Genomic DNA, 16,787 nt, shown 5'->3' with positions numbered 1-16,787 from the left:
CACAGCAGGTTGCAATGCAGTGACATCAACCACGAGCCAGAACCTTGGCCAGCGCCTCCAGGAAGCGACTGTTTTCAGCCGGCAGACCGATGGTGATGCGCAGGTGGTTCGGCATGCCGTAGTTGGCCACCGGACGCACGATCACACCTTCACGCAACAAGCCCTGGAATACCGGAGCGGCCACCTGACCGAGGTCGACGCAGATGAAATTACCCTTGGACGGAACCCAGCCCAGGCCCAGCTCGCGGAAGCCTTCCTGCAACTGCAGCATGCCGCTTTCGTTGATACGACGACTTTGCTCCAGGTACTCGGTATCCTTCACCGCCGCACAGGCCGCTGCCAGAGCCAGGCTGTTGACGTTGAACGGCTGGCGCACGCGGTTCAGCACATCGGCAACCACCGCAGTGGACAGGCCGTAGCCCACGCGCAGCGATGCCAGGCCGTAAGCCTTGGAGAAGGTGCGCGACACCAGCAGGTTCGGGTACGCGGCCAGGAAATCGAGGCCGTTCGGCAGGTCACTGCCTTCGGCGTACTCGATGTAGGCCTCGTCCAGCACCACCAGCACGTGCTTGGGCACGTCTTGCAGGAAGTCGTTCAGCGCCTGGGCGTCGAACCAGGTGCCGGTCGGGTTGTTCGGGTTGGCGATGAACACCACGCGGGTCCGGGCATCGATGGCTGCCAGCATGGCCGGCAGGTCATGGCCCCAATCCTTCGCCGGAATGATGCGCGCATCGGCACCGACGGCCTGGGTCACGATCGGATAGACCGCGAAGGCGTGCTCACTGAACACAGCGTTCAAGCCCGGCGCCAGGTAGGCACGGCCGACCAGCTCGAGAATGTCGTTGGAACCGTTGCCCAGGGTCACCTGGTTCAGCTCGACGCGGCATTTTTCCGCCAGCAACGACTTGAGCGCGAAGCCGTTGCCGTCCGGATACCGGGTCAGCTCAGCCAGCTCTTCACGGATCGCCGCCAGGACTTTGGGGCTAGGGCCCAGCGGGTTCTCGTTGCTCGCCAGCTTGACGATTTTCGAAGGATCCAGGTTCAACTCACGCGCCAGCTCGTCCACAGGCTTGCCCGGAACGTAAGGCGACAGTTGTTGCACGCCCGGCTGCGCCAGGGCGAGGAAGTTGCCACTCATGTTAAAGCCTCACAAAACCGCTTTCGGGTAAGAGCCCAGCACCTTGAGTGCCACGGCTTCCTGACTGATTTTCTCGAGCACGCCCTTGACCAGTGGGTCGCGGTGATGGCCGATGAAGTCGATAAAGAACACATAAGTCCATTTACCGCTGCGCGAAGGACGAGTCTCGATGCGCGTCAGGTCAATCCCGTTGTCGTGGAACGGCACCAGCAGCTCATGCAGTGCGCCGGGCTTGTTGCTCATGGACACGATGATGGAGGTCTTGTCGTCACCGGTCGGCGGTACTTCCTGGCTGCCGATCATCAGGAAGCGCGTGGAGTTGTCCGGGCGGTCCTCGATTTTCTCGGCCAGGCGCGTCAGGCCGTACAGACCCGCCGCCATATCGCCAGCGATGGCTGCCGAATTCCACTCACCCTTGACCCGCTTGGCGGCTTCGGCGTTGCTGGAGACCGCCACGCGCTCGACATTCGGGTAATGCGCATCCAGCCACTTGCGGCACTGGGCCAGCGACTGGGCGTGGGAGTAGATGCGACTGATGCTGTCGGTCTTGGTGTTCTCACCCACCAGCAGGTGGTGGTGGATGCGCAGCTCGACTTCGCCACAGATCACCATGTCGTGTTCGAGGAAGCTGTCCAGCGTGTGATTGACCGCGCCTTCGGTGGAGTTTTCCACCGGCACCACGCCAAAGTTCACCGCACCGGCCGCCACTTCACGGAACACTTCGTCGATCGCTGCCATTGGCTTGCTGATCACCGCGTGGCCGAAGTGCTTCATGGCCGCCGCCTGGGTAAAGGTGCCTTCCGGGCCGAGGTAGGCCACTTTCAGCGGCTGCTCCAGCGCCAGGCACGAGGACATGATTTCACGGAACAACCGCGCCATCTCTTCGTTGCCCAGCGGGCCCTTGTTGCGCTCCATCACACGCTTGAGCACCTGGGCTTCACGCTCGGGCCGATAGAACACCGGCACTTCGCCTTCGGCCAGGGACGCCATCTTCACCCTTGCCACTTCCTGGGCGCACCGCGCGCGCTCACTGATCAGCTCCAGGACTTTCTCGTCCAGGCTGTCGATGCGTACACGCAGGGCCTTGAGTTCTTGCTCAGACATTAGCCGTGTTCCTTTTCGAACTCTGCCATGTAGGCAACCAGCGCGTTGATCGCGTGGATGTCGACGGCGTTGTAGATGGAGGCGCGCATGCCACCCACCGAGCGGTGACCCTTGAGGTTCAGCAGGCCACGCGCGTCGGCACCGGCCAGGAACGGCTTGTCCAGGCGGTCGTCAGCCAGGCGGAACGGCACGTTCATCCACGAGCGGTCGATCAGGTTGATCGGGTTGCTGTACAGGCCGCTGGCGTCGATGAAGTCGTACAAGACGCGCTTCTTCTCTTCGTTGAGCTTGCCCATCGCAGCGACACCGCCCTGCTCTTTCAGCCACTCGAAGACCAGGCCGGACAGGTACCAGGCGAACGCCGGCGGGGTGTTGTACATCGAACCGTTATCGGCTGCGACCTTGTAGTTGAGCATGGTCGGGCACAGCGAACGGGCGCGACCCAGCAGGTCTTCGCGGATGATGTTGACCAGGATGCCGCTCGGGCCGATGTTCTTCTGGGCACCGGCGTAGATCATGCCGTACCGGGACACGTCGATAGGACGCGAGAGGATGTCCGAGGACATGTCGCACACCAGCGGCACGTCGCCCACTTCCGGCACCCAATCGAACTCCAGGCCGCCAATGGTTTCGTTGGCCACGTAGTGCACGTAGGCAGCGTCCTTCGACAACTTCCACTCGTTCTGACCCGGAATGGCGAAATAGTCGTAAGGCTTGGCGGTGCCCGCCACATTGACGTGACCGTAACGGGAAGCCTCTTCAATTGCCTTCTGGCCCCAGATACCAGTGTCGATATAGTCGGCAGTGCCGTCTTCCGGCAGCAGGTTCAGCGGGATCTGGGCGAATTGCTGGCTGGCGCCGCCCTGCAGGAACAGCACTTTGTAGTTGGAAGGGATGTCCAGCAAGTCGCGCAGATCCTGCTCGGCCTTGGTGGCGATGGACACGAACTCATCGCTGCGATGGCTCATTTCCATCACGGAGAGGCCTTTTCCATGCCAGTCGAGGAGTTCACCCTGCGCACGCTGCAGGACTGCTTCAGGAAGCGCCGCGGGACCGGCACAGAAGTTATAGGCTCTCTTGCTCACATCCAATCTCACTCTGATCTGGTGGGGCTGCAATCATGTTCGGCAACGCTCTGCTTCCGGAGCGGACCGTTGTGGAAGCTGGCTTGCCTGCGATACAGGCGCCTCGGTAAGTCAGTGATACCGTGGTGATGCCATTGCAGGCAAGCCAGCTCCCACATGTTTCTAAGGGGACAAACAACAAGGGGGCGAATCTTCATCCGCCCCCTGTGTGTCCGCTTATTCCTGCGGTTCTTCTTCGTCTGCGGCAGCGTCGAGGGTTGGCTCGTCGACGTTGTCATCGCCTGCTGCGATCACCTCGCCTTCAAACTCCTCGCCTTCCAGCTCTTCGCCTTCGACTTCCGATGGCTCCTGGACACGCTCCAGGCCGACCAGTTTTTCGTCCTTGGCCAGCTTGATCAGGGTCACGCCCTGGGTGTTACGGCCCAGGCTCGACACTTCAGCCACACGGGTACGTACCAGGGTGCCCTGGTCGGAGATCAGCATGATTTCCTCGCCGTCGAGCACCTGCACCGCACCGACCAGACGGCCGTTGCGGTCGTTGCTGACCATGGCGATCACGCCCTGGCCGCCACGCTTGTACTCCGGGAACTCGCTGATGGCGGTGCGCTTGCCATAACCACGCTCGGAAGCGGTGAGGATCTGGCTGCCTTCTTCCGGGATCAGCATCGAAATCAGCTTCTGCCCTTCCGGCAGGCGCATGCCGCGCACACCGCGGGCAGTACGGCCCATGGCACGAACGTCGGATTCCTTGAAGCGCGTTACTTTACCGCCGTCGGAGAACAGCATGACTTCACGCTCGCCGTCGGTGATGGCAGCGGAGATCAGCACGTCGCCTTCGTCCAGCTCCAGGGCGATCAGGCCCACGCTGCGCTGGCGGCTGAAGGATTCCAGCGGGGTCTTCTTCACGGTGCCTTTGGCGGTGGCCATGAAGATGAAGTGACCTTCGGTGTATTCCTCGACCGGCAGCATGGTGGTGATGTATTCATCACTGTCCAGCGGCAGCAGGTTGACCAGTGGGCGACCACGGGCGGCACGGGACGCTTCCGGGATTTCGTAGGTCTTGAGCCAGTACACCTTGCCCTTGCTGGAGAACAGCAGCAGCGTGGTGTGGCTGTTGGCAACCAGCAGGTGAGCGATGTAGTCCTCATCCTTCACGCCGGTAGCCGATTTACCTTTACCACCACGACGCTGAGCCTGGTACGCAGCCAGCGGCTGGGTCTTGGCGTAGCCACCGTGGGAGATGGTCACCACGCGCTCCTCTTCCGGGATCATGTCACCCAGGGTCAGGTCGAGGCGTGCATCGAGAATCTCGGTGCGACGCACATCGCCATATTCGGCGCGGATCACTTCCAGTTCTTCGCGGATCACTTCCATCAGGCGCACGGCGCTGCTGAGGATGCGGATCAACTCGCCGATCTGGTTGAGGATCTCCTGGTACTCGGCCAGCAGCTTCTCGTGCTCCAGGCCAGTCAGGCGGTGCAGGCGCAGTTCCAGGATGGCCTGGGCCTGTTCCGGCGACAGGAAGTACTTGCCTTCACGCAGACCGTATTGCGGGTCCAGGGTCTCCGGACGGCACGAGTCGGCGCCGGCACGTTCAACCATCGCCACCACGGCGCTGGATTCCCAAGGGGTGCTGATCAACGCTTCCTTGGCTTCCGACGGGGTTGGCGAGGCCTTGATCAGAGCGATCACCGGGTCGATGTTCGACAGCGCAACTGCCTGGCCTTCCAGGATATGGCCGCGCTCGCGGGCCTTGCGCAGTTCGAACACGGTACGGCGGGTGACCACTTCGCGACGGTGACGCACGAAGGCTTCCAGCAGGTCCTTGAGGTTCAGAATGCGCGGGCGGCCATCGATCAGTGCAACCACGTTGATACCGAACACGCTTTGCAGCTGGGTCTGGGCGTAAAGGTTGTTGAGGATCACCTCAGGCACTTCGCCACGACGCAGCTCGATCACCACGCGCATACCGTCTTTGTCGGACTCGTCGCGCAGCTCGGTGATGCCTTCGAGCTTCTTCTCTTTGACCAGCTCGGCGATCTTCTCTATCAGACGTGCCTTGTTCAGCTGGTACGGCAGCTCGGTGATGACGATCTGCTGGCGGCCACCGACCTTGTCGATGTCTTCGATGATCGAGCGGGCACGCATGTAAATGCGGCCGCGACCGGTGCGATAGGCTTCGATGATGCCGGCGCGACCGTTGATGATCGCGGCGGTCGGGAAGTCCGGGCCGGGGATGTATTGCATCAGCTCATCGACGGTCAGCTCGGGGTTGTCGATGAGGGCCAGGCAACCGTCGATGACTTCACCGAGGTTGTGCGGCGGGATGTTGGTCGCCATGCCCACGGCGATACCGCTGGAACCGTTGACCAGCAGGTTGGGGATCTTGGTCGGCATGACGGCCGGGATCATTTCGGTGCCGTCGTAGTTCGGCACCCAGTCCACGGTTTCTTTATGCAGGTCGGCCAGCAGCTCGTGCGCCAGCTTGGTCATGCGCACTTCGGTGTATCGCATGGCCGCGGCGTTGTCGCCGTCGACCGAACCGAAGTTGCCCTGGCCGTCTACCAGCAGGTAGCGCAGGGAAAACGGCTGGGCCATCCGAACGATGGTGTCGTACACCGCAGTGTCGCCGTGAGGGTGATACTTACCGATCACGTCACCGACAACACGGGCAGATTTCTTGTACGGCTTGTTCCAGTCGTTACCCAGCTCGCTCATCGCGAACAGCACACGCCGGTGCACGGGCTTCAAGCCATCGCGCGCATCAGGCAGTGCCCGACCGACAATTACGCTCATCGCGTAGTCGAGGTAGGACTGTTTCAGCTCGTCTTCGATATTGACCGGGAGGATTTCTTTGGCCAGTTCGCCCATGAGAAGCCTGATTCCTTTTTCGGGTGAAACCTCGTCACATCCATATGGGACGAACGAAGCTCGCCGCTGCCGGCAGAGTGCCTGACAACGACTTACGACAAATCAACGAGTTATGACACGGATCTGCACGTTATAGGCCACCCCTCGGGGCAGCCCTGGAAACCGCCGAATGTTATCACAATCGCCGCCACGCACCTATCCCCCTGATGCGCATGGAGCATAGTAAGTTGACGGATGACAGGCTTGAGGGCGACGAGAGGGGCTCAGAGCTGGAACCAAGCCCGATTTCGGGGGCAAATTGGCTTAATGCAAGCGCTTACGACACATCAACCTGGCCAGCTTGGCGGTGTCCGGCCGTTCGACCACGCCTTTTTCGGTCACGATCACATCGATCAGGTCGGCCGGGGTCACGTCGAACACCGGATTGAAGGCCGCCACATCGGCCGCGAAGCGCTGGCCGGCGACTTCCAGCAACTCACCGGCATCGCGCTCTTCCAGGGCAACGTCATCGCCAGTGGCCATCATCAGGTCCAGGGTGGAACTCGGCGCTACCACCATGAAACGCACGCCGTGGTGCATCGCACACACGGCCAACTGGTAAGTGCCGATCTTGCTGATCACATCGCCGTTGGCGGCAATGCAGTCGGCGCCGACAATCACCCAGGTCACGCCTTTGGTCTTGAGGATATGCGCACCGGCCGAGTCGGCATTCACCGTCACCGGGATGCCCTCGCCCGCCAGCTCCCAGGCGGTCAGCCGCGAGCCTTGCAGCCAGGGCCGGGTTTCATTGGCGTAGACCTGCTCGACCATGCCTTCGAGGTAGGCCGCACGAATCACCCCGAGCGCCGTACCGACACCGCCGGTCGCCAGGGCGCCAGCGTTGCCGTGGGTGAGGATGGCCTGGGCGTTGCCCTGGTGCTTGCGGATCAGCTCGACGCCCAGCTGGGCCATGGTCAGGTTGGCTTCGCGGTCGCTCTCATGGATGGCGATGGCTTCCGCTTCCAGCACCGCCACAGGGTCGGCGTGCTTTTTGACGCGGTCGAGCCGGTCACGCATGCGCTTCAAGGCCCAGAACAGGTTCGACGCGGTGGGGCGGGCATCGGCTAACAATGCGTAGTCTTCTTCCCACGCTGCCTGCCAGTCACCGCCCTCGGCGATCCGCTCGCGGGCGGCCAGCACCAGGCCATATGCGGCGCTGATGCCGATGGCCGGCGCACCGCGCACTACCATCGAGCGAATGGCTGCAGCCACTGCATCGACCGTCACGCAGGCCACCCAGCTTTCGCGGGACGGCAAGGCACGCTGATCAAGCAGGTACAGTGCGCCATCACGCCAATCGATGGCCTTCACTTTCTCCGCTGCCAACAGTCGATCGCGCATCCCTTACTCCGCACTCATAAACAAAGCCGCCGATTATAGCGATCCGCCAGCCAGGACGCTCGGGTATACTTCGCCCTTCTTTTATAGCTGCCTGGGAAGAAGCCTGCGATGACTGCCACTGCCGCCCCGCTCGACTTACTGTTGCTGCCGACCTGGCTGGTACCTGTCGAACCCGCCGGCGTGGTGCTCAAGGAACACGGCCTGGGCATCCGCGATGGGCGCATTGCGTTTATCGGCCCTCGCCAGGCGGCGTTGAAGCTGACCGCCAAGGAGACCCGCGAACTGCCGGGCATGTTGCTCAGCCCCGGCCTGGTCAACGCCCACGGGCACGCGGCGATGAGCCTGTTTCGCGGCCTGGCCGATGACCTGCCGCTGATGACCTGGCTGGAAAAACACATCTGGCCCGCCGAAGCCAAGTGGGTCGATGAAGCGTTCGTGCGTGACGGTACCGACCTGGCCATCGCCGAACAGCTCAAGGGCGGCATCACCTGCTTCTCCGACATGTACTTCTACCCCAAGGTCGCCAGCGACTGCGTGCACAACAGCGGCATGCGCGCACAGATCGCGATTCCGATCCTCGACTTCCCGATCCCCGGCGCCGGCAGTGCCGACGAGGCGATTCGCCAGGGTGTCGAGCTGTTCGGCGACCTCAAGCACCACCCGCGCATCAAGATCACCTTCGGCCCCCACGCGCCCTACACCGTGTGCGATGACAACCTGGAAAAAATCCGGGTGATCGCAGAAGAGCTGGACGCCGCGATCCATATGCATGTTCACGAAACCGCCTTCGAAGTGCAGCAAGCGGTCGAGCAGACCGGCGAGCGCCCGCTGGCGCGCCTGGGTCGCCTGGGGCTGCTGGGCCCGCGCTTCCAGGCCGTTCATATGACCCAAATCAGCGAGGACGACCTGGCTTTGCTGGTAGAAAGCAACACCAGCGTCATCCATTGCCCGGAATCCAATCTGAAACTGGCCAGCGGCTTTTGCCCGGTGGAGCGTCTGTGGCAGGCTGGCGTGAATGTGGCCATCGGCACCGATGGCGCCGCCAGCAACAATGACCTTGACCTGTTGGGCGAAACGCGCACGGCGGCGATGCTGGCAAAGGCCGTCGCCGGTTCGGCCACCGCACTCGATGCCCATCGCGCCCTGCGCATGGCCACCCTCAATGGCGCGCGAGCCATGGGCCTGGAAAGCGAGATCGGCTCGCTGGAAGTCGGCAAGGCGGCGGATATCGTTGCTTTCGATCTGTCGGGGCTGGCGCAACAACCGATCTATGATCCGGTCTCACAGCTTATATATGCCACCGGACGCGATTGCGTGAAACACCTTTGGGTCGCTGGCAAGCAATTGCTCGACGACCGGCAATTGACCCGCATGGATGAACAACAGTTGACCGCCACGGCCATCGCCTGGGGCCAACGCATCAGCGGGCACAGCGAATAACGACGGCCTTGAACCCTGGCGTTCAAGACCGACAAACCGATTTATCAGATTCAGAGGATTCACCATGAGCAACGTCGACCACGCCGAAATCGCCAAATTCGAAGCCCTGGCTCACCGCTGGTGGGACCGCGAAAGCGAGTTCAAGCCTTTGCACGACATCAACCCGCTGCGGGTCAACTGGATTGACGAACGCGTCAACCTGGCCGGCAAAAAGGTACTGGACGTCGGTTGCGGCGGCGGCATCCTCAGCGAAGCCATGGCCCAACGCGGCGCGACTGTGATGGGCATCGACATGGGCGAAGCGCCCTTGGCCGTGGCCCAATTGCATCAACTGGAGTCCGGGGTGAGCGTGGAATACCGCCAGATCACCGCCGAAGCCCTGGCCGAAGAGATGCCCGAGCAGTTCGACGTGGTCACCTGCCTGGAAATGCTGGAACACGTGCCCGACCCGTCCTCGGTGATCAGCGCCTGCTTCCGCATGGTCAAGCCCGGCGGCCAGGTGTTCTTCTCCACCATCAACCGCAACCCCAAGGCTTACCTGTTCGCGATCATCGGCGCCGAATACATCATGAAGCTGCTGCCGCGCGGCACCCATGACTTCAAGAAATTCATCCGTCCGTCCGAGCTGGGTGCGTGGAGCCGCCAGGCCGGGCTGACCGTCAAGGACATCATCGGCCTGACCTACAACCCGCTGACCAAGCACTACAAGCTGGCCAACGATGTTGACGTCAACTACATGATCCAGACCCTGCGCGAGGAGTGAGCCTGTGAAGTTGCGAGCGGTTCTCTTCGATATGGACGGTACCCTGCTGGATACCGCGCCGGACTTCATCGCGATCTGCCAGGCGATGCGCGCCGATCGCGACCTGCCGCCGATCAACCCCCAGCACATCCGCGATGAAATCTCCGGCGGTGCGCGGGCAATGGTTGCGGTGACCTTCTCGATGGACCCGGAATCCCCAGGCTTTGAAGAACTGCGCCAGGAATTCCTCGAGCGCTACCTCAAGGGCTGCGCGGTCCACAGCAAGTTGTTCGACGGCATGGCGCAGCTGCTCGAAGACATCGAGAAGGCCAAGCTGATCTGGGGCGTGGTCACCAACAAACCCCTGCGTTTTGCCGAGCCGATCATGCAGCAACTCGGCCTGGCCGAACGCTCGGCACTGCTGATCTGCCCGGACCACGTGAAAAACAGCAAGCCGGACCCGGAGCCGATGATCCTGGCCTGCAAGATGCTAGGCCTGGACCCGGCCAGCGTGCTGTTCGTGGGCGATGACCTGCGCGACATCGAGTCCGGCCGCGACGCCGGCACCCGCACGGCGGCGGTCACTTATGGCTACATCCACCCGGACGACAACCCACGCCATTGGGGTGCCGATGTGGTGGTGGATCACCCGCTGGAACTGCGCAAGGTGCTGGATAGCGCACTGTGCAGTTGCTGATTACTCAACGCCCCCACCCTCTATGAAGATCCAATGTGGGAGGGGGCTTGCGCCCGATAGCGGTGTGCCAGCCCGCACCTCTATGACTGATAGGCCCTCATCGGGGGCAAGCCCCCTCCCACAGGGGATCTTCAGTGTTTTCAGAGTTGGGGTTCATAAGCTGCTGAATTTTATCGAGGCTATTTATGTTTGATTACTCCGCGCGTCCAGACCTGCTCAAAGGCCGAATCATCCTGGTGACCGGCGCCGGTCGCGGGATTGGCGCGGCGGCGGCGAAAACCTACGCCGCCCACGGCGCTACCGTGCTGTTGTTGGGCAAGACCGAAGCCAACCTTGCCCAGGTATATGACGAGATCGAAGCCGCAGGCCAACCACAGCCGGTGGTGATCCCCTTCAACCTGGAGACCGCCCTGCCCCATCAATACGATGAGCTGGCGGCGATGATCGAGAAAGAATTCGGCCACCTCGACGGCCTGCTGCACAACGCCTCGATCATCGGCCCGCGTACGCCGCTCGAACAGTTGTCCGGCGAGAACTTCATGCGGGTGATGCACGTGAACGTCAACGCGATGTTCATGCTGACCAGTACTTTGTTGCCGCTGCTCAAGCTGTCGAAGGATGCCTCGGTGGTGTTCACCTCCAGTAGCGTCGGCCGCAAGGGTCGGGCTTACTGGGGCGCTTATGGCGTGTCGAAGTTTGCGACCGAAGGCTTGATGCAAACCTTGGCCGATGAGCTTGAGGATGTGGCAGCAGTACGCTCCAACAGCATCAACCCAGGTGGCACGCGCACCAGCATGCGCGCCCAGGCGTATCCAGGGGAAAACCCGATGGAACGGCCTGCTCCGGAAGAAATCATGCCGGTGTACCTGTACCTGATGGGGCCGGACAGTGCCGGCATCAACGGCCAGGCGTTCGACGCGCAATAACCGGCACATTGTAAAACCAAATGTGGGAGGGGGCTTGCCCCCGATAGCGGTAGGACAGTCACTGTATCTGTTGACTGATCCACTGCAATCGGGGGCAAGCCCCCTCCCACATTTTTCAGCAGTGTGCTTTAGTTTTTCACCACTTCTTCAAGGGTGAAGCGGCCTAACGGGTTCTGCAGGAAGTTGCTCACATTCTTACGTGAGATGTTGATGTAAGGGCTGTAGTACAAGTCGATCCAGTTCACATCCTGTTTCGCCAGTTTCTGCAATTCCACATACATCTGCTCACGCTTGACCGGGTCGGCCTCGATCCGTGCCTGGGCCACCAGGTCCTTGACCTTGTCATTCCTGTAGCGGGTCATGTAGTTCTGGTTGGTGTCGTGGCCCAGCACGAAGGTGGTCTTCTGGTCCGGGTCGAGGATGTCGTTGGTCCAGTACATCACCGAAATATCGTACTCACCGTCCACCAGCATCTGCCAGCTCTGGGTCGGATCGACTTTTTGCAGGTTGGCGGTTACGCCGACCTTGGCTAGCTGGTCCTTGATGATCACCGCAATCTGCTCGTCGGCTTCGTTGCCGGCGTTGACCACGTAGTTGAGCTTCAAGTCCTTCGCACCGGCCTGCTCCAGCAGCTTCCTGGCGGCGGTGGGGTCATACGGGCGCTGCAGGTTGTTGGCGTAGTGGTACAGCGAGCCCTTTGGAATGTAGGAATAGGCCACAGTGCCCTGACCATAGGTGGCGGTCTTCACCAGCGATTGTTTGTCGATGGCCATGTCCAGCGCCTGGCGCACTTCCGGCTTGGCCAGCAACCCGTGGGCGTGGTTGATCAGCAGGTGATCTTCACGGGTGGAAGGGTCGGCGTGGATCACCACGTTCTTGTCTTTCTTCAGCTCTTCAACCCGCGAGAACGGTACGAAGATCGCCGTGTCCAGCTCATTGTTCTGCACCATGCGCATGCGCGTGTTGTCGTCGGTAACGGAGACCCACTCCACGCCATCCAGGCTCACGTTCCTGGCCTGCCAGAAGTTCGGGTTCTTCTTCAGGATCACCCGATCGCCCTTGCGCCACTCGTCTACGGTAAACGCGCCGGACGTCACCGGGTTTTCCGAGTAGGCGTCTTCGCCCATCTTGGTCATGGCTTTTTCCGACAGGATCGACACCGTCGGCGACGCCAGTTGCGAGAGGAAGGCGACGGCCGGAGTTTTCAGCGTGACCACCAGGGTTTTCGGGTCCGATGCCTTGGCCGTGTTGATCAAGTTGAACGGATCAGCCCACAGCGAAGCCTTGTTGTCGCGGATACGCAGCAGGCTGAATGCCGCATCGTCGGCGGTAATGGCCGAGCCATCGGAGAACTTCGCGTCACGCAGTTTGAAGGTGTAAGTCAGGCCGTCCTTGGAGATATCCCAGCTTTCGGCCAGGCCCGGCTCCATCTTGGTGCCCAGGTTGTCCACGCGTACCAGGGTGTCGTAGACGTTGGCGAAGACCCAGGTGTCGCGGTTTTGCGCGCTTTTGATCGGGTCGAACGTGGTGCTGTCTTCACGGCAGCCGATGGTCAGGACACCGGCGGCCTGGGCGAAACCGGCGGTCAGCGACCAGGCGGTCAGTGTGGCGGCGGCGAGCAACTTCAAGTGGCGCGATTGCATGTCATAACTCCTTGTTCATGAATGGCAGGGATGGGTCAAAGCAAAGGTTCTTCAAGCACGCAACTGTACCGATGCTCGTGCAGGAAATGGGTCGGCGGCAACACCACGGAACACAGGGTGCGGGCATGCCGGCAACGCGGGTGAAAGGCGCAGCCTGTGGGCAGATTCAGTGGGCTCGGTGGTTCACCCGGCAAGGGTTCTGTCGGCAATGGCCGATGCGGATCGATCTCGGGAATCGCCTGGATCAACGCCGCCGTGTACGGATGACGTGGCGCCGTGAAGACCGCCTCCACCGGTCCTTCCTCGACGATCTTGCCCAGGTACATCACCGCCACGCGGTCACACAATCGGCGCACGATGGCCAGGTCATGGGCGATAAACAGGATCGCCAGGTTCATGCGCTGTTGCAGTTCCAGCAGCAGGTTGATGATCTGGCCCTGGATCGACACATCCAGCGCCGCCACGCACTCGTCGGCGATGATCAGGCGTGGCTCAACCGCCAGCGCCCGGGCAATGCCGACGCGCTGGCACTGGCCACCGCTGAGGGCGGCGGGTTTGCGACTGGCGAGTTCGGTGCGCAGGCCGACCAGGTCGAGCAGTTCATTCACACGAGCTGCAACCTGCTCTGGCGCGACTTTGCGCTGCACGCGCAGCACCTCGGCAATGGTTTCGCCGATGGTGTGGCGCGGGTTCAATGCAGCGTACGGGTCCTGGAAGATCATTGCGGTTTCATGCCGCAGACGAGTGATGTCGATGGCGCTGCCATGGGCCATGTCGATGCCGTCAAACAACACCTGGCCGGCGCTGATCGGGTTGAGGTGCAGGATGGCGCGGCCCAGGGTGCTTTTGCCGCTGCCCGACTCACCCACCAGCCCCAGGGTTTCACCCGCCGCCAGGTTCAGCGACACGCCGTTCACCGCCCTCACCCACTGCTTGTTCAACCCGAACACGCCGGTGCCGGAGGCGGCAAACTTCACCTCAAGGTCCTTGATCTGCAACAGGCTCATGGCTGCGCTCCCAACGGGTAATGACAGGCGACCCGAGCACCTTCCGGCAACACCTCGGTGCACAACGCGCCAACCTGCGGGCAACGCGGGTTGAACCGGCAACCGGCGGGTAATGCATCCAGCAACGGCGGTTGCCCGGGGATCGTGCGCAGCAAGGCGTGACCGCTGCTGTGGGCGGGCTGGCAATCGATCAGGCCGGCGGTGTAGGGATGCTGCGGTCGAGCCAGCAAGTCGTATTTGCTGCCGTGCTCGCACAGCCGCCCGGCGTACATCACGGCGATGGAATCACAGGTTTGCGCCACCACGCCGAGATCATGGGTAATCATGATGATCGACAGGCCGCGCTGGTCGCGCAATTCCATCAACAGCCGCAGGATTTGCGCCTGCACCGTCACATCCAGGGCGGTGGTGGGTTCGTCGGCGATCAGCACTTTCGGGTTGCAGCCCAGCGCCACGGCGATCATTGCACGCTGGCGCATGCCGCCGGAAAACTCGTGGGGGTAGTTGTCGACCCGCGCCTGGGGATCGGGGATGCCAACCTGGCGCAACACGTCGATGGCCTGCAATCGCGCGTCTTTTTTCGACGCACCTTGATGCAGGCGGATGCCCTCGGCAATCTGCTCGCCGATACGCATCAGCGGATCAAGGTGGCTGCTGGGGTTCTGGAAAATCATGCCCAGTTGGCCGCCGCGCACAGCGCGCATGCCAGCGTCATCCAATGCCAACAGGTCCTGGCCGGCCAGCCGCACCGAGCCGCCTTGCACGCGCAGGCTGGGCGATGGCAACAGGCGCATCAGGCCACGGCAGGCCATGGTCTTGCCCGAGCCGCTTTCCCCTACCAGGCCGAGGATTTCGCCTTCGGCCAGATCGAACGACACCCGCTCGACCAGGGTTACATCGCGCCCCGCATTGTTGGCGATGACACTGAGGTCGCGCACTTGCAGCAGGCTCATGAGCGGTCCCCCAATACTTGCGCCACGCCATCGGCCAGCAGGCTGAAGCCCATGGCCAGGGTCACGATGGCCAGCCCCGGAAAGGTGCAGATCCACCAGGCCGTGGTGATAAAGGCCTGCCCCTCGGCCACCATGGTGCCCCACTCGGCGGTCGGCGGTTGCACGCCCAGGCCCAGATAGCTCACGGCGGCGCCATTGAGCAGCACCAGCACCGCGTCAGACATGGAAAACACAATCGAGCCGAACATCGCATTGGGCAGCAGATGCCGGAACAGAATGCGCCCGTGGCCAAAGCCCAGGCTCTTGGCGGCCAGGGCAAACTCGCTTTCCTTGAGCACCAGGATCTGCGAGCGGATCAGCCGCGCATACGACACCCAGCCCACCAGCGCCATGGCGATGTAGAAACTCTTCAAGCCCGGCCCGAGGATGGCCATGATCGCGAGCATCAGCACCAGGAAGGGAAACGCCAGGATCACGTCGATCACGCGCATGCAAACGCTGTCGAAGCGCCCGCCGATATAGCCCGAGACCGCACCGATGAAGGTGCCGATCATGAAAGGGAAGATCACCCCGACAATGGCCAGTTGCAGGTCGATGCGCGCGCCCCAGATCACCCTCGAAAGGATGTCTCTTCCGTAGTTATCCGTGCCAAACGGATGCATAAGGCTTGGAGCGAGCAAACTGAAATCAGGGTTCTGCGCAATCGGGTCATACGGTGCAATCCAAGGCGCAAACAGCGCAAGCGCCAGCCACACCAGCAGGATCAACAGGCCCCACGCCGCCGTCAGCCGACCATTGCGCAAACCGAAACGCAGACGCAAGCGCCACGGGGCAATCAACGGGCGGCTGCTCATTGCATCTTCACCCGTGGGTCGAGGGCCACCGTCACCACGTCAGCGATGAAGTTGACCACCACCGTCGCACAGGCCAGCACCATGGCCACGCCCTGCACCACCATGTAATCGCGGGTGAAAATGCCGCGCACCAGCAATTGGCCGATACCGGGAATGGCGAACAGGCTTTCGATCACCACCGTGCCGCTGATCAGCCAGCCGATGTTCACCGCCAGCAGGTTGACCGCCGGCACCAGAGAATTTGGCAACACATGCCGACGAAAAACGGCGGTTTCCGACAGCCCACGGGCGCGGGCCGCGGTCACGTGATCGGCCTGCAACTCCATCAACATGCTCGCCCGCAGGTTGCGCACCAGCACCGCCGATAACGCCAGGGCAATCGTCAGGCACGGCAGCACCATGTGATGCGCCTTGTCCAGCCAGGTGCGGCCGTAGCCGGACACCGGAAACAAGCCCCACTGCACACTCAGCAACAGGATCAGCATCAAGCCCAGCCAGAACGCCGGCATGCCCAGGCCAACCGTGGTGAACACGCGGATCAGGTTGTCCGCCCAGCCGCCCTTGTTGCGTGCGGCCCAGGTCGCCAGCGGCACCGCGATCAGCAGCGCCAGCACCACGCTGCCTATTACCAGCACCAGGGTGGGCTCGATGCGCGTGACAATCAGCTTGAGGGCGTCGACCTTGTACAGCAGCGATTGGCCGAGGTCGCCCTTGAGCAGGTTTTTCAGGAAGTAGAAGTATTGCTGCCACAACGGCTGGTCGAGGCCGTACTGGGCGCGGATCTTCAGCAAGGCATCCGGCGTGCTGCGCGAGCCCAGCAAGGCGCGCGCCGGGTCGCCAGGGATCGAGCGCACCAGCACAAAGGTGATCAGGCTGATGCCAAACAGCACCGGCAGCAACTGCAGCGGCCGGGACAGCACAAAACGGTAGCGCGCCAGGTTCATCCG

Annotated in this window: 14 protein-coding genes; 4 read left to right on the top strand and 10 right to left on the bottom strand. The window is 62.1% G+C overall.

From position 1 onward, the window contains the following. Positions 1–25 precede the first annotated feature (25 nt). From hisC to mtnA, 5 genes are all read right to left on the bottom strand, one after another. Complete coding sequence (gene hisC / locus BMX59_RS24010) at positions 26–1,138, bottom strand: histidinol-phosphate transaminase (protein ID WP_093126497.1); 1,113 nt, start codon at positions 1,136–1,138, stop codon at positions 26–28. 9 nt (positions 1,139–1,147) lie between these two features. Next, positions 1,148–2,242, bottom strand: a complete 1,095-nt coding sequence (pheA, locus tag BMX59_RS24005) for a prephenate dehydratase (protein WP_003172650.1) — start codon at positions 2,240–2,242, stop codon at positions 1,148–1,150. Next, on the bottom strand, positions 2,242–3,327 hold the full coding sequence (serC, locus tag BMX59_RS24000) for a 3-phosphoserine/phosphohydroxythreonine transaminase (protein WP_093126493.1): 1,086 nt from the start codon (positions 3,325–3,327) through the stop codon (positions 2,242–2,244). Before serC ends, pheA begins: the two co-directional genes overlap by 1 nt. A gap of 216 nt (positions 3,328–3,543) precedes the next feature. After that, positions 3,544–6,198 (bottom strand): DNA gyrase subunit A, encoded by a 2,655-nt coding sequence (gyrA, locus tag BMX59_RS23995; protein ID WP_010211963.1) that lies wholly within the window; start codon positions 6,196–6,198, stop codon positions 3,544–3,546. Positions 6,199–6,501: 303 nt separating this feature from the next. Then, on the bottom strand, positions 6,502–7,578 hold the full coding sequence (gene mtnA / locus BMX59_RS23990; protein ID WP_093126488.1) for an S-methyl-5-thioribose-1-phosphate isomerase: 1,077 nt from the start codon (positions 7,576–7,578) through the stop codon (positions 6,502–6,504). Positions 7,579–7,686: 108 nt separating this feature from the next. Here mtnA and BMX59_RS23985 point away from each other — a divergent pair, with 108 nt between their 5' ends. The 4 genes from BMX59_RS23985 to BMX59_RS23970 all read left to right on the top strand — a co-directional run bounded on the left by BMX59_RS23985 (position 7,687) and on the right by BMX59_RS23970 (position 11,383). Continuing rightward, the gene (locus BMX59_RS23985; RefSeq protein WP_093126483.1) at positions 7,687–9,018 is read left to right on the top strand and encodes a TRZ/ATZ family hydrolase; all 1,332 of its coding nucleotides are present in this window, start codon (positions 7,687–7,689) and stop codon (positions 9,016–9,018) included. Positions 9,019–9,082: 64 nt separating this feature from the next. Further along, positions 9,083–9,781, top strand: coding sequence for a bifunctional 2-polyprenyl-6-hydroxyphenol methylase/3-demethylubiquinol 3-O-methyltransferase UbiG (gene ubiG / locus BMX59_RS23980; protein WP_071489061.1), 699 nt, complete (start codon positions 9,083–9,085; stop codon positions 9,779–9,781). Between the two features lie 4 nt (positions 9,782–9,785). Further along, the gene (gene mupP / locus BMX59_RS23975) at positions 9,786–10,457 is read left to right on the top strand and encodes an N-acetylmuramic acid 6-phosphate phosphatase MupP (RefSeq protein ID WP_093126479.1); all 672 of its coding nucleotides are present in this window, start codon (positions 9,786–9,788) and stop codon (positions 10,455–10,457) included. Positions 10,458–10,642: 185 nt separating this feature from the next. Beyond that, entirely contained in the window at positions 10,643–11,383 is a 741-nt protein-coding gene (locus BMX59_RS23970; protein ID WP_071489059.1) for a YciK family oxidoreductase, read from the top strand. Between the two features lie 128 nt (positions 11,384–11,511). Here the strand turns inward: BMX59_RS23970 and BMX59_RS23965 are convergent, their stop codons facing one another. Genes BMX59_RS23965 through BMX59_RS23945 form a run of 5 tightly spaced genes read right to left on the bottom strand, consistent with a single transcriptional unit; the run spans position 11,512 to position 16,784 of the window. Next, entirely contained in the window at positions 11,512–13,026 is a 1,515-nt protein-coding gene (locus tag BMX59_RS23965; RefSeq protein WP_092247541.1) for an ABC transporter substrate-binding protein, read from the bottom strand. Positions 13,027–13,061: 35 nt separating this feature from the next. Continuing rightward, positions 13,062–14,033 (bottom strand): ABC transporter ATP-binding protein, encoded by a 972-nt coding sequence (locus BMX59_RS23960; protein ID WP_093126476.1) that lies wholly within the window; start codon positions 14,031–14,033, stop codon positions 13,062–13,064. Continuing rightward, on the bottom strand, positions 14,030–14,986 hold the full coding sequence (locus BMX59_RS23955) for an ABC transporter ATP-binding protein (RefSeq protein ID WP_093126474.1): 957 nt from the start codon (positions 14,984–14,986) through the stop codon (positions 14,030–14,032). The genes BMX59_RS23960 and BMX59_RS23955 overlap by 4 nt, the downstream gene beginning before the upstream one ends. Next, complete coding sequence (locus tag BMX59_RS23950; RefSeq protein WP_092247535.1) at positions 14,983–15,840, bottom strand: ABC transporter permease; 858 nt, start codon at positions 15,838–15,840, stop codon at positions 14,983–14,985. The genes BMX59_RS23955 and BMX59_RS23950 overlap by 4 nt, the downstream gene beginning before the upstream one ends. After that, positions 15,837–16,784: an ABC transporter permease gene (locus tag BMX59_RS23945; RefSeq protein WP_093126469.1), complete on the bottom strand. Its 948-nt coding sequence runs from the start codon at positions 16,782–16,784 to the stop codon at positions 15,837–15,839. Before BMX59_RS23945 ends, BMX59_RS23950 begins: the two co-directional genes overlap by 4 nt. Positions 16,785–16,787 lie beyond the last annotated feature (3 nt).

The sequence above is a fragment of the Pseudomonas sp. NFR09 genome, assembly GCF_900111535.1.
Taxonomy (GTDB): domain Bacteria; phylum Pseudomonadota; class Gammaproteobacteria; order Pseudomonadales; family Pseudomonadaceae; genus Aquipseudomonas; species Aquipseudomonas extremorientalis.
This window is presented reverse-complemented; position numbering and strand designations above follow the sequence as displayed.